Raw genomic sequence first — 13,374 nt, forward strand, 5'->3', positions numbered from 1 at the left:
ATCATTTATTACAAATCCATTCTCCTTATATCATGTATTCAGGCTCCTCCCGCTTACCGGCAAAATCCAGAATCTGTAATATTTTAGTTCTCATGTTCAAAAATTCCGGCATATCCCTCCCCCTTGGACGTCCCATATCAACATCTATTATATCTTCAATTTTGGCCGGCCTGGCTGACATTACTACAATTCTGTCACTTAGATAAATTGCTTCATCTACATCATGAGTCACCATTATCATTGTAGTTTTTCTGTCTTTCCATATTTTAAGCAGTTCATCCTGCATATTCATTCTGGTAAATGCATCCAGTGCCCCAAAATGTTCATCCAGAAGAAGCACCTTGGGATGGTTTACCAATGCCCTTGCCAGAGCAGCTCTTTGTGCCATACCTCCAGACAATTGATGAGGGTATGACTTTTCAAAACCGTCTAAGCCCACCAAATGAATAAACTCATTCACTTCATTTTTTTTATCTTTATAGACTTTTCTCGTTTTCAGCCCATAAGCTACATTTTCCTTAATATTAAGCCAGGGGAACAGGGTCGGATCCTGAAATACCAATCCTCTCTCATAACCCGCATTTACAATTTTTTCTCCGTCCAGGGTTACTTCCCCTGAATTCGCCTTATCAAGACCTGCAACCAGTCTTAGAAATGTTGTTTTTCCGCATCCTGAAGGACCAATTAAAGAAATAAACTCTCCTGGCTTTATGGATACATTTACATCGTTAAGGGCGTATACCTTCTCTCCTTCCGGCTTTATAAAATATTTATGGACATGAAGAGCTTCTATTTTACCATTAATATCTTTTACCATTTAATCACTCCCTTCTGCCATACTAAAATTTTGTCTCTTGCTCTGAACAACAAGGTAATTAACAATGAAAATGTAACGGCTATAGTTATCAATCCTGCATAGACATTCGGATAAGAAAGCATATCCTTCTGCCAGTTAATGTACCAGCCAAGCCCATACTTAACCCCCAGCATCTCTGCTGTCATTAAAGTTAAAAACGAAGCACAGGTCCCATTAAATATTCCAATAAATATGCTGGGCATGGCAGAAGGTACTGCAATTTTAAATATATTTTGAATAGTAGATGCTCCCAGAGTACTGGACACTTCGAAATATGCCTGCTTCACACCTGAGATACCGGAACTTGTAAGCACTGTCGTTGGAAACCATACCGCAAGCCCTATTAAAAAAACACTTGCTGTAAAAGAAGTAGGAAATGCAACTAAAGCAATAGGTACCCAGGCGGTAGAAGGTATTGGTCCGATAACCTTTATCACAGGGTTAATCCAGTAATTCCATGAAGTACTCCATCCTACCAGGATTCCTGTCAAAATCCCCAATATACAGCCTGATAGATAACCCGTTACTAAAAGCTTTCCCGAGTATCCCAGACATTTTAGCAAGAATGCCCCGTCCTTTATAAACACCCTGAAAATTATTTCGGGGCTGGGAAAATAAATGCTTGGAATTAACATAAATTTAATGGTTGCAAGATTGTATAAATTTAGCAGTAAAAATGCAACTCCTATAAACCAGCTTTTATGGGCCATTTTTTTACGAAAACTTTTATGAAATATAGTAATAATCATAACAACAGTGTAAATTACCAGCATAAGAATTAAAAAACCAGTATAGTAGGCAAATTCCTTTTGCGTATAATTCTTATTAGCCGGCAGTAATATATGTAGTATCAGAGACAGGCTTAAGCTTATAATCGGCACCAGTACTCTAATATCCAATCCTGCCGGATATTTCTTTTTTTCCATCTTTTTCTCCTTTTAAAAAGGGACCTGAATTAATAGTTAGTTAATTCAAGTCTCCAATTTTTTTGGTCAACCTTCTAATTTTCTTTAATATAGGTGTATGGATTTTTTTCATACCAGGATTCTTTAAATGGCAATGGCCTGTATTTTTTTATATTTTTATTAAACTGATAATTCTTTACAACTCTTGCTAACCGCCTTCCAATCTCAAATACTCCTGTATACCCCATATAATTATAGCTGGGCCCATAAAGGGGAAGAATTGGCAGGCCATGTTTTGCACTAATGTTATTGCCTCCTGTATGAATAACAATTACGTCCGGCTTAATCTTCCTGACTATATTAGCCTGCTCAAAAGGATGCTGAGTTGCTATATTGATAGATACATCATCAATATTTTCTAAGGATTCAAAGATAGGCTCTACAAACTTGTCAATATGATGCCCTTTTAGTCCGACAATTTCCATATTAAAGTCCTGAAGCACCTCTGCAGTAGATAATATTCTAACCTCTCCGCCGCCTATAAAGACCTTTTTTCCTTTTAATATTTCCCGGAATGTATCAAGGCTTTTATTTAGAATTTCATTTTCTTTTTCAATTAAAGACTTTGCTTCATCCTCCAGGTGGAAGAATTCAGCAATTTTTAATATCCATCTGTCTGTATTTTTACGTCCGATGGGTATGGTATCAATGATATAAGGGATCCCAAAGTTTTCTTTTAAAAACTGTAAATAATAATCATCATGGGTACCACATATACTTACATTCAACGCTGCTTCTAAAGAAATAGAAAAATCATCAGGTTCAGAATAACAGGGCAGAAATGTAACCTCTAAGCCTAAAGCTTTTAGTAATCTTTCAAGCTCAACTTCATCTTGCCGGCTCATGGAACCCACATTAAAAATATTAACTTTTCTGCTGATTCTGTAATCTCTGTCAATCTTATCCTTATCTGATTCTGTGAGTTTTCTCCATTCTCCATAAGGATTTACCAGTTTCTTCATAATTCCATTATAAGCAGCATCATAGGCAGTAGCCATAACCTTTGTTTTAAATCCTTCACAGTTTACCGGTACCAGTTTTGCAGCCACATCACTTTGAAGGGACTGTACAATTCCATCAACATCATCACCAATCAGAGCCGGCACACAGGAACTTACTACTATGATTGTTTCCGGCCTGTATTCTTTATCTGCAAAAAGCACCGTTTTTCTAAGACTTTCTTCTCCTCCCCCAATAACTGCAGACTCATCCAGATTTGTACTTAGCCAAATGGTTCCGTTTGCCTGAGGATCTCTTAGCCGTTTATAAAACTTTCCTGTTCCAATGGTTGCCGTAGAACAAAATCCACATCCTATAGGGCCATGCATAATAACTACTGCATTACGTATGGTATTAAGTATTCCAAGACTTAACGTAAACTGGCAGCCATAAGTCTGGGAAAAGCTTCTGTTAGCTGCATTTAAACAGCCTCCCTTATTCATGCTGCATTTTAATTCTCTGCACGTTCCTCCAAAAGCAATTCCTGCCTTTAAACGCTCTTCTCTAGCGGGTGCTGAATTTTCTACCTGATAGCTCATTCTTCTCCTCCCTTATCTGCCTGCTACTAATAACGAAAATATATCTTCGGTCAATGTAAGTGCACCGTTTATGCCTGCATAGGAACGATTGAATATAACACGGTTAGTTACAGGAAAGGCGATGGATAATAATGGATAATTAAATTCATCTGCAAAATCCCTTTCAATCACACTGCCTAATATAAATCCTGGCCCCATGGCGTCATAATATCTTTCATTTCGATCTGCCGGCCACAGTTCTCTAATATATTTTTTTACTGCCGAAGCATCCGTATCAAATTTTACTAAAGGCTTTAATTCGGAATCATAATTCTCAAATCTGGACTCCAGCCTGCTCTTTTGATCTTCTGTTAAAAAATCTGTTATCATTGCCAACTGGGGAAGCCATCCTAATTCATCTGATATAAACCGGCTGACTGACGGTGCATAATTGGCATCTGCTACAACAATTCCGTATCTTTGTAAATCAATATCGTTATAAATATCCGTAATTCTTTCAAAATAATCAAAATAAGTCTCTTTCTCTGCTTCAAGAGCTTTTTCAATTACCTCATTATCTATATTTAAAGCTTCTCCAACCTCATATAAAAATTTTTCAACCTGCAAATAACCTATAGGAAGACCTGTCAGCAAATAGGGAATCTTATGTATCTCCTCAAAGACTTTGGCTGTTTCCACTCCATATACATCTGATAAAACTATCGTAAGACTTGCATTTCCAGCCTCTTTAAAATTATCCAGGGTTTCTCCTTCTCCTACAAAAGTATTGGAATCTATTCCAATAAGCTCCAATATCCTTTTAATTTCCTTTAAATTCCCTTTATAAAATACGTCTTCTCCCGGAACAATTCCGATTACATTCACCTTACAGACTTTTTTTTCTTCTTCCGCCTCTATGTATTCTTTCGCCAATGCAGAAAATACCATATCATAACCAGTATAGGAGTTGCCCTGAAAGCTTGGCGTAGATACCGGAATTACAGGTTTATCATTTTCTTCGAATTCTCTGGCTACCGAATAGATGTCATCACCAATCATCTCCACCATACATCCGGTTACAATAACATAAATGTCACCATCCATAATCTCTATTGTTTTCTCAACCTGCTCCGCAAGCCTGTCTTCTCCCCCAAATACTACGTTTTTCTCGATAATATTGCTGCTGGGCAATGCAGCTCCTCCACAATATCCTCCGCCAAAGTAGGCTGCCCCTGCATTGATTCCATTGTAAACATTGTAGCCGCATCCGGTAGAAGAGTGAATAATTGGAATTGCTCTTGGAATAGCCCGTAATAAGGATAAGGCCCCTCCCAATGCACACCCGTACCTGGGTCTGTCAACATACTTCCCCATCATTTTCCCTCCTTAATTTCTTCATTTTAAAAACAACTTTTCCCATACTGTAACCACATCTCTTTCTCTAATTAATCCAATCATATAATGGAGTTGACAGGTATCTTTCTCCTGTATCCGGCAAAATTACCACTATATTTTTTCCTTCATTCTCTTTCCTTTTTGCAACCTGGGCTGCTGCAAAAGCTGCTGCTCCTGAAGATATTCCTACTAATAATCCTTCTGTTCTTGATAAGTCCTGTGATGCTTCAAAGGCTTCTTCGTTTTGTACTTTAAATATCTCATCTATTACATCTGTATCCAGTACCTTAGGAATAAATCCGGCTCCAATACCCTGAATCTTATGAGGACCCGGCGCACCTCCTGATAATACGGGAGAAGGGTACGGTTCTACAGCAATTATTTTAATATCAGGATTCTTTTCCTTTAGAGCCCTTCCTACACCTGTAATCGTACCTCCCGTTCCTACCCCGGCAACGAAGATATCTATCTTTCCCTCCAGGTCTCTCCATATTTCCTGAGCGGTGGTCTCTTTATGTACCCGGGCATTCGCAGGATTATTAAACTGCTGTGGAATAAAAGAATGAGGAAATACTGCCGAAAGCTCTTCTGCTTTTCTTATGGCCCCCTTCATTCCATCCTTACCGGGAGTTAATACCAATTCTGCTCTTAAAGCAGATAAAAGCTTTCTTCTCTCTACAGACATGGTATCCGGCATGGTCAAGATAATTTTATACCCCTTGGAAGCTGCCACAAAAGCCAAGCCTACACCTGTATTTCCGCTGGTAGGTTCAATAATAACTGTGTTTTTATTAATCAGGCCTTTTTCTTCTGCATCTTCAATCATTGCCAGGGCAATTCTGTCCTTTACAGAACCCAATGGATTAAAATATTCCAGTTTAGCAATTAGATTACTTCTGATTTCTTTTTCTTCGCTATAGTCTGTTAACTGTAATAATGGAGTGTTTCCTATTAGTTCTGTAAGTTTTTTTGCTATTTTTGCCATAATCTCTCTCCTTTAAATTCTATAGTCATCCTGTAGATTATCCATTAATCCATACTCAAATAAAATTTCTTCTAATCTTTCCCCAGTCATTGGTTTAGGAATGACAAACATGGTGTTTTCTTTGATTTTTTTTGCTAAACTTCTATATTCATTAGCCTGGTTTGATTCAGAATTGTATTCAATAACAGTCTTTTTACGAATCTCTGCATGCTGTACAATATTATCTCTGGGAATAAAATGAATTAACTGGGTTCCTAATTCTTTTGAAAAGGCAGCTAATAATTCATATTCCCGTTCTACATTCCTGCTGTTGCATATAATTCCTCCTAATCTGACCCCTCCTTTGAGGGCATATCTTTGTATCCCTTTTGCAATGTTATTCGCCGCATAAAGAGCCATCATTTCTCCGCTTGCCACAATATATATCTCTTTTGCTTTTCCTTCTCTTATGGGCATTGCAAAGCCGCCACATACAACATCTCCTAAAACATCATAAAATACATAATCCAAATCATCTGTATATGCCCCCAGCCGCTCCAACAGGCCAATTGAAGTAATAATCCCCCTTCCCGCGCATCCAACTCCAGGCTCCGGTCCTCCTGATTCTACACATTTGACACCTTTAAATCCTTTTCTCATAATGTCATCCAGATTTACTTTTTCTCCTTCTTCACGCAAAGTATCCAATACTGTTTTTTGATGTAATCCACCCAGTAAAAGCCTGGTTGAATCTGCCTTGGGATCACATCCTACTACCATTACCTGGTTATCCGCTTCTACAAGACCTGCTGTCAGATTTTGAGTCGTTGTAGATTTCCCAATTCCCCCTTTCCCATAAATTGCAATTTGTCTAATAATCTTTTCCGCCATTTCTATCTCCTCTATTACTAATTTTTATAGCTTTTTGGTTATCTCAGCCTTCTGTCATATTGAATTATTTTTTGAACCGCATAATCTACAAAATGAGGGATTGCGTAGGGAGTAATTCCTATTTCTTTCAAATATAATTCTGCACCAGGGCCAATTTGGGAACAGAGTATATATTTACAGTCAGAAATAACTTCCCCAACTTTGGACAACCGCTCTTCACTATGTTCTCCGCCATTACATGGAGGTGTGACTTTCCTTTTTTCAAGGAAATGACTTTCTCCTTTCTCATCCACTTTCACTATTAGAAATTCTTTTGTATGGCCAAAATGCTGGTTCACTACTTTACCATCCGTGGATGCAATTCCAATCTTATATTCCATATTTGTCACCACCTTATTTATCTTTCAGACATTAGCCATGGGAAAAAGTCTGTTCTATTCCCCTATAATCATAAAGTAAGTCTGCCACCTCTTTCCTGCCGGGAATTCCACAGGCATCTGCCCTGCATCTTTGACAATGCCTGAAAACCGGCAGATATTTTTCCGCTGTCTGCCTGGCCTTATGTAAGTCATTACAAGTGGGTTCTGCTTTGTCTGCAAACATATGCTGGGGAATCAGCGGTATAATGTTTATAAAGGAAGCTCCCAGCTCTGCTGCGGTTTTGGCTATTTCTTCAATATGTCCGTCATTTACTCCAGGTATTAAAACAACATTAATTTTTATTACCGCACCTAACTCAACAGCTTTTTTAATACCTTTTTTCTGAGCTTCAATTAAGATTTCTGCTCCCTCAAGTCCCTCATACTTTTTACCTCCGTACATGATAAAAAGACAAATATCCTTTAGGATACAGGCATTTACTGCATTTACTGTAACTGTTATGGTTCTGACACCTACTTCAACAAGTTTTTCTGCATAATTTTCCAGTAAAAGTCCATTGGTACTAAGACAATTGATAAGATCAGGATGTCTTTTGCTTATAAGCTCGAATGTATCTATGGCGAAACAGGTATCTAATGTGTCTCCCGGTCCTGCAATTCCGGCTACAGTAATTTCCGGACAAAGTTCCAATGCTTTTTTTACAATGTCTGCTGCCTCCTGTGGCTTTAAAAGCTTGCCCGTGACTCCTGGTCTTTGCTCTAATTTGTTAATACTTCTTTTACAAAAAGCACATTGAATGTTGCAGGTAGGACTGACCGGCAAATGTACTCTTCCTTTGTTTACATTAGGACCTTGACCAAAACATGGATGCCTGTTAGAAACATAGGCAAGTTTCTCTTTATTTGGTTCTAGTGTTAAACTCATAGAATCCAAACCTCCTTCATTTCAATTTGGGTAAAATAAAAAACCGAACTGACTTTGACATGAACTATGTCCCAGTCTGTTCGGCTTCAGTTGTCTGATCACCATTTTTATTTCATCCTTACTTTTTCATTTTTTTCTATCTGTACTATTCTTCCATCCTGAATAACGAGAGTGATGGAACCGTATTGAACTGCTTCGATAAACTCAATTACCTTCTGAATGTCCTTTTCTGTTATTACATTTTTTTTACCATGCCTTTTATTGCTCTCCTCCATATCTCTATCCCTCGATTATTTCCTACTATTCTGATATGTTTTATATAGATTTTTTATAGTATAAATGTTTAAACATATTTTGTCAATAGGTATTATAGGTTTTTATTATAAAAAATAATAGGACAGGTTAAATAGATTTCTGTCCCTTGTCGAAATAAAAAAGTTTTTAGCACATACCAAAGAAGCAAAAAAACACTGGGACTTTCTTACGAAATAGCAAGCCCCCAACCCCTTATATATTGGGATTGAGGGCGTTTTTTCTCTGTTTTGCTGCAAGAGGCAGAATATACTACATCACTTCTTTAAAACATTTTATAGATATTTTCCAATGCATAATAACTGGCATCAAAAATTCGTTTCATTTTGTCATAAACAGCCTGATTTTCCTGGTTTGGAGCATACTCTTTCTGAAACTTCAGAAATCGGGTGACATCTTCAAAGCTGTCATAAGCCCCCACACCTACGCCTGCAATCATAGCTGCCGCTATAGAAGTCGCTTCTTCAACATGGTCCGGTGTGGAAAGCCTGGCACGGAACACATCAGAAAGTATCTGGCACACAACATCTCCTTTTGCGCCGCCTCCGGTGAGTATCAGGTTCTCTACAGGCAGATATTTTCTATAGGAGGCAAGAATTAACTCCAGGTTATATGCAACGCCTTCAATGACCGCCCGGATATAATCTTCTTTCCTGTGATGCATCTTAATTCCAAGATAGGCTCCGCTTGTCTCCTCATTCCAGCGGGGACTGCGCTCGCCCAGCATATAGGGAAGGAAAAGCAGCTCTTTTGCACCTGCCGGCGAATTTTCTATCAAAGTATTTAACTCACTGTATGGTTGGCCGGGTGCCAGAATGCTGCGGATATAAGAATAGGAACTGCCTGCTGCCTGCATTGCTCCGCAGGGCATATACCTGCCCGGAATAACGTTGGCAAAGCAGAAGAAAATTTTCTCATCATCCAAAAATTTCTTTTTTGTTGTTCCTCCCACCCATGCAGATGTTCCAAAGGTTACAAATAATTCATCATCGTGAATACAACCGGCTCCCACCGCGGCACACGGACCGTCCCCGCCTCCGCAGACAACCGGAGTTCCCTGACAAAGTCCGGTAGCTTCTGCGGCTTCCTTTGTAACCTTTCCTACAATATCCGTAGAATTACACAGCCGGGGCAGTAAATCCCGGTCAATGCCGGAAGCCTCCAATATTTCATCCGCCCAGCACAGGTGTTCCAGATCCAGTGCATGGGTACCGGATGCATCAGAGTAGTCCGTCACAAACTCCCCGGTCAGCCGATAAAGAATATAATCCTTCGCCTGGAGCGATTTGTAGGCCTTTTTATAGACTTCGGGTTCATGTTCTTTCAGCCACATAATTTTTTCCAGAGTATAGCTGGGACTCAGGCGGTGACCTGTAATCTCATACATTTTATCAAAACCAATTTCTCTCTCCAGATGTTCCGCCTCTTTCAGGGCACGCTGGTCGGCCCAGATAATCGAAGGACGAAGAGGATTTCCTTCTTTGTCCACCAGAAGACAGCCCTGCATCTGCGCAGAGAAAGAGAGGGCTATAATATCTGCCTTGTCAACACCCTCCAGTATATTTTTTGTTGCCCGGCATACTGCCCCCCACCAATCTGACGGATTCTGCTGAGCACAATTTTTCCCAAAAAAGTGTACGTCATATGGAATGGTACAGCTTTTGACCATTTGGCCGCCGACTGTAAATAGTGTAGCTTTGTTTCCTGATGTCCCCAAATCATGGGCGATAATATATTGAGCCATGGAAAAATCTCCTGTTTTCTAGAATTCGTAAATCCTCTTGTCCCCGTACAATGCCCTCCAATCATTTGCAAAGGCTGAAACTGCTGCGTCAATCACCGGGCTCTCTACCATCTGTGTATAAAGATCCACAGAAGCTGTAACCGCATGTGCACCTGCAAGAAGAGCATCCATAATCTGATTTGTATTTTTAAAGCTGGCAGCAAGTATCTTTGTGTCTCTCTGATAATGGTCAAACAGCCATGCAATGTCTTCAATTGCTTTCATACTGTCCATATTCATATTATTCATACGGTTGAAATAAGGGGCTACATAATCTGCACCTACAGTTGAGGCAAGCATAGCCTGCTGAGGCATATAGATTGCTGTCCCTGTAATTTTGTATCCCTGGGCCTTCAACGCCTTCATAGTCTTAATTCCTTCTTCATTCACCGGAACCTTAATATAAGTATCTTTTCCCAGTTTATTGGTAATGGCCTCAGCCTCTTTCAGCATCTCTTCACAGGTACTTCCTGTCACCTGTACGTGAAGCTGTTTGTCGCCAATGATATTGCGGATCTCAAGCAGAAGGGGGAAAAACTCCGCCTTTTCCCTGGATAGGATCGTTGGGTTTGATGTTACACCTGTAATGTCATAAATTTCGTTGTACTTGCGTATGTCCTCTAAATTCGCAGTGTCTAATAAGATTTCCATAATAGTTTTCTCCTTTTCTTTTTAAATATTAAACTTTTGTCACATGAATACCATATCCCGCCAGTTCCTTTTCAATCCCCTCCGGAAGTCCGGAATCAGTAATCAGATATTGAACCTCATCCAGGGAAAACTCAGGAACGACGCCCTGCCTTGTAAACTTGCAGGATTCCGTGAGAATCACCACTTCTTCTGCATTTTGGGCAAGATTTCTCAAAGTCTCCACACGCAGATGATTATCTCCTGTAAAACCTATCTGTGGATGATAGCCGTCTGTACCCGCAAAAAAGCGCTTTACATGAAAGGACTGCGCTCCCAGCCGGGTAATAGGTCCCACAACAGCCTGAGAATCCGGCTGGTAATCCCCTCCCAGCAGAACCAGGTGGATATTAGAAGCCCTTCCAATATAATCGGCCATGAAAACAGAGTTGGTAACAATCGTCACATTTCGTTTTGTACGGCTGATCTCATCGGCCAGCAGGATACAGCAGGAGCCGGATTCAATCATAACCGTATCTCCATCCTCTATAAGGGATGCTGCCTCTCTTGCAAGCCGGACCTTCGTAGAATGATTGGCAGCGAGACGGCGCCTCATATCATTTTCTTCATTTAATATCGCATACCCTTGTTCCCGGCGGAGCAGTCCCCGGGTCTCCAGCTCAGTCAGATCCTTTCTGACTGTTACAAGAGATACACCGCACAGTCCCGCAAGCTCTGTAACCTCACTCTTTCCGCTGACACTTAATATCTCCAGAATTCTGGACTGTCTCTCCTCTACTTTTCCCATAAAAGCACTCCAGTCATGACGGATTCTTAATCCATCCTACTTTGTTTATACAGCTTTAAAAAACTATATTACCTCAAATATTACGAACGAAACAAATATAATTTACGTTTGCAAATTAATTATATTACGATATTTTAGATAAGTCAATCCTATATTCGTGTGCACCTTCTTGAACATTAGTAGTTCAAGAAGTATATCTTATTGAATATTAATAATTTAATAAGCATAAGTACATTTATTGGCTCTTAGTCGTTCAATAAGCATAAGCTTTTGCCCGAATAGTAAAAAATTATTTGGATATAATAACAAAAAATGTGTAAAGGAGAGTTATTTATGGGAGATATGTTTTGTTTCCAGTGCCAGCAAACCGCCCACAATACGGGCTGTGAAGGCCGTGCTGGTGTCTGCGGAAAAAAAGCTGATACAGCAAATTTTCAGGATGAGCTGACCAATGCACTTATCGGGCTTGCAAGGGCTGTTAAATCAGCCGGAGCAACAGACGCCTCAAATGAGCTGGTATTAAAAGGATTATTTACGACTATTACAAACGTGAACTTTTATAATGATACAATTATCAGTCTTATGGAGGATGTATATGCAGAAAAGGATAAAATTGATCCCGACGCTGAAGCTTATGATGTCTCAGAAATATGGTCGGCCAACGAGGATATCCGTTCCCTGAAATCTTTGATTTTATTCGGACTCAGAGGCATGGCCGCATATGCTTATCATGCATTTGTGCTGGGCTTTACCAATGATGAAGTGTTTGACTTCTTTTATGAAGGATTATGTGCAATCGGTGAAGATTACGGCATGGACGAGCTGCTTCCCCTGGTTCTCAAAACAGGTGAGGTAAACCTTACATGCATGGGGCTTTTAGATGAGGCCAACACCGAAAGCTACGGCACTCCGGAGCCGACAACAGTACCTCTCACCATTGAAAAGGGACCATTTATCGTAGTCAGCGGGCATGATCTGCACGATATGGAGCTTCTCCTGGAGCAAACAAAAGATAAAGGCATTAATATCTATACCCACAGTGAAATGCTTCCTGCCCACGGATACCCGGGGTTAAAAAAATACCCGCACTTAAAAGGAAACTTTGGAACCGGATGGCAGAGCCAGCAGTCTGAATTCCACAACATCCCCGGACCTATTTTGTTCACTACAAACTGCTTAATGCCGGTCAGAGAAAGCTATTGCGACAGAGTATTTACCACATCTATCGTATCCTACCCCGAACTTGTGCATATTGGTGAAGATAAAGATTTCACACCTGTCATTGAAAAAGCAATTGAATGCGGAGGATATCCGGAAGATCATCCTATGACCGGTATCAATGGAGGTTCTACGGTTACAACAGGATTTGCCCACGGGACTGTACTGTCTCAGGCAGGGAAGATTATCGATCTTGTTAAAAATGGTAAAATACGTCATTTCTTCTTAATCGGCGGATGCGATGGCGCAGCTCCCGGCAGAAGCTATTATACCGAATTTGCCAAAGCCCTCCCTATGGACACTTTCATTCTTACTCTGGCCTGCGGTAAATACCGTATTAACGACCTGGATTTGGGATCTATAGAAGGAATACCAAGAATACTGGACATGGGGCAGTGTAATGATGCATACAGTGCAATTCAGGTTGCCCTCGCCCTGGCTGATGCCTTTGAATGCAGTGTAAATGAATTGCCGCTCTCATTAGTCTTATCCTGGTATGAACAGAAAGCAGTATGTATTCTCCTCACGCTTCTCTCTCTGGGCATCCAGAATATGCTGCTGGGACCGACTCTCCCGGCGTTTATATCCCCGGCTGTGATGGATGTGCTTGCGGAAAATTATAATCTTGCAAAAATTAGTACTGTGGAAGAAGATATCCAAAGAATACTGGGATAGTCTGCAACCACTATCAAAGGTGATGGAAAAAGTGCGTCCCCAAGTCCTATATGACGGT

Annotated in this window: 13 protein-coding genes; 1 reads left to right on the plus strand and 12 read right to left on the minus strand. The window is 40.2% G+C overall.

The window, feature by feature from the left end; genetic code table 11:
- Positions 1-25 precede the first annotated feature (25 nt).
- From A8805_RS08180 to A8805_RS08235, 12 genes are all read right to left on the minus strand, one after another.
- A complete protein-coding gene (locus A8805_RS08180; RefSeq protein WP_109709909.1) occupies positions 26-817 on the minus strand; it encodes an ABC transporter ATP-binding protein in 792 nt (263 codons plus the stop codon).
- Positions 811-1,782, minus strand: a complete 972-nt coding sequence (locus A8805_RS08185) for an ABC transporter permease (RefSeq protein WP_109709911.1) — start codon at positions 1,780-1,782, stop codon at positions 811-813. The genes A8805_RS08180 and A8805_RS08185 overlap by 7 nt, the downstream gene beginning before the upstream one ends.
- Before the next feature lie 74 nt (positions 1,783-1,856).
- Positions 1,857-3,359: a nitrogenase component 1 gene (locus A8805_RS08190; protein ID WP_109709913.1), complete on the minus strand. Its 1,503-nt coding sequence runs from the start codon at positions 3,357-3,359 to the stop codon at positions 1,857-1,859.
- A gap of 12 nt (positions 3,360-3,371) precedes the next feature.
- The gene (locus tag A8805_RS08195) at positions 3,372-4,715 is read right to left on the minus strand and encodes a nitrogenase component 1 (protein WP_242992305.1); all 1,344 of its coding nucleotides are present in this window, start codon (positions 4,713-4,715) and stop codon (positions 3,372-3,374) included.
- A gap of 64 nt (positions 4,716-4,779) precedes the next feature.
- Entirely contained in the window at positions 4,780-5,718 is a 939-nt protein-coding gene (gene cysK, locus A8805_RS08200; RefSeq protein ID WP_109709918.1) for a cysteine synthase A, read from the minus strand.
- 12 nt (positions 5,719-5,730) lie between these two features.
- The gene (gene nifH, locus A8805_RS08205) at positions 5,731-6,588 is read right to left on the minus strand and encodes a nitrogenase iron protein (RefSeq protein WP_109709920.1); all 858 of its coding nucleotides are present in this window, start codon (positions 6,586-6,588) and stop codon (positions 5,731-5,733) included.
- 38 nt (positions 6,589-6,626) lie between these two features.
- Positions 6,627-6,968 (minus strand): NifB/NifX family molybdenum-iron cluster-binding protein, encoded by a 342-nt coding sequence (locus A8805_RS08210; RefSeq protein WP_109709923.1) that lies wholly within the window; start codon positions 6,966-6,968, stop codon positions 6,627-6,629.
- A 31-nt stretch (positions 6,969-6,999) separates the two neighbouring features.
- On the minus strand, positions 7,000-7,893 hold the full coding sequence (locus A8805_RS08215) for a radical SAM protein (RefSeq protein WP_109709925.1): 894 nt from the start codon (positions 7,891-7,893) through the stop codon (positions 7,000-7,002).
- A gap of 107 nt (positions 7,894-8,000) precedes the next feature.
- A complete protein-coding gene (locus A8805_RS08220; RefSeq protein WP_109709927.1) occupies positions 8,001-8,168 on the minus strand; it encodes a YezD family protein in 168 nt (55 codons plus the stop codon).
- Positions 8,169-8,470: 302 nt separating this feature from the next.
- Positions 8,471-9,949: a xylulokinase gene (gene xylB / locus A8805_RS08225; protein WP_109709929.1), complete on the minus strand. Its 1,479-nt coding sequence runs from the start codon at positions 9,947-9,949 to the stop codon at positions 8,471-8,473.
- An 18-nt stretch (positions 9,950-9,967) separates the two neighbouring features.
- On the minus strand, positions 9,968-10,639 hold the full coding sequence (locus A8805_RS08230) for a fructose-6-phosphate aldolase (protein WP_109709931.1): 672 nt from the start codon (positions 10,637-10,639) through the stop codon (positions 9,968-9,970).
- Positions 10,640-10,667: 28 nt separating this feature from the next.
- On the minus strand, positions 10,668-11,423 hold the full coding sequence (locus tag A8805_RS08235) for a DeoR/GlpR family DNA-binding transcription regulator (RefSeq protein ID WP_109709933.1): 756 nt from the start codon (positions 11,421-11,423) through the stop codon (positions 10,668-10,670).
- A gap of 342 nt (positions 11,424-11,765) precedes the next feature.
- Between A8805_RS08235 and hcp the strand changes: the two genes are divergently transcribed.
- Positions 11,766-13,316, plus strand: coding sequence for a hydroxylamine reductase (gene hcp, locus A8805_RS08240; protein WP_334294047.1), 1,551 nt, complete (start codon positions 11,766-11,768; stop codon positions 13,314-13,316).
- The last annotated feature ends 58 nt before the right edge of the window (positions 13,317-13,374 follow it).

The sequence above is a fragment of the Faecalicatena contorta genome (genome assembly GCF_003149105.1).
In the GTDB taxonomy this organism is placed as follows: domain Bacteria; phylum Bacillota; class Clostridia; order Lachnospirales; family Lachnospiraceae; genus Muricomes; species Muricomes contortus_C.

Excerpts from the sequence above, each read along its gene's own strand:
- A8805_RS08180 (WP_109709909.1), bottom strand. The coding sequence starts at position 817 with ATGGTAAAAGATATTAATGGTAAAATAGAAGCTCTTCATGTCCATAAA.
- A8805_RS08185 (WP_109709911.1), bottom strand. The coding sequence starts at position 1,782 with ATGGAAAAAAAGAAATATCCGGCAGGATTGGATATTAGAGTACTGGTG.
- A8805_RS08190 (WP_109709913.1), bottom strand. The coding sequence starts at position 3,359 with ATGAGCTATCAGGTAGAAAATTCAGCACCCGCTAGAGAAGAGCGTTTA.
- A8805_RS08195 (WP_242992305.1), bottom strand. The coding sequence starts at position 4,715 with ATGATGGGGAAGTATGTTGACAGACCCAGGTACGGGTGTGCATTGGGA.
- cysK (WP_109709918.1), bottom strand. The coding sequence starts at position 5,718 with ATGGCAAAAATAGCAAAAAAACTTACAGAACTAATAGGAAACACTCCA.
- nifH (WP_109709920.1), bottom strand. The coding sequence starts at position 6,588 with ATGGCGGAAAAGATTATTAGACAAATTGCAATTTATGGGAAAGGGGGA.
- A8805_RS08210 (WP_109709923.1), bottom strand. The coding sequence starts at position 6,968 with ATGGAATATAAGATTGGAATTGCATCCACGGATGGTAAAGTAGTGAAC.
- A8805_RS08215 (WP_109709925.1), bottom strand. The coding sequence starts at position 7,893 with ATGAGTTTAACACTAGAACCAAATAAAGAGAAACTTGCCTATGTTTCT.
- A8805_RS08220 (WP_109709927.1), bottom strand. The coding sequence starts at position 8,168 with ATGGAGGAGAGCAATAAAAGGCATGGTAAAAAAAATGTAATAACAGAA.
- xylB (WP_109709929.1), bottom strand. The coding sequence starts at position 9,949 with ATGGCTCAATATATTATCGCCCATGATTTGGGGACATCAGGAAACAAA.
- A8805_RS08230 (WP_109709931.1), bottom strand. The coding sequence starts at position 10,639 with ATGGAAATCTTATTAGACACTGCGAATTTAGAGGACATACGCAAGTAC.
- A8805_RS08235 (WP_109709933.1), bottom strand. The coding sequence starts at position 11,423 with ATGGGAAAAGTAGAGGAGAGACAGTCCAGAATTCTGGAGATATTAAGT.
- hcp (WP_334294047.1), top strand. The coding sequence starts at position 11,766 with ATGTTTTGTTTCCAGTGCCAGCAAACCGCCCACAATACGGGCTGTGAA.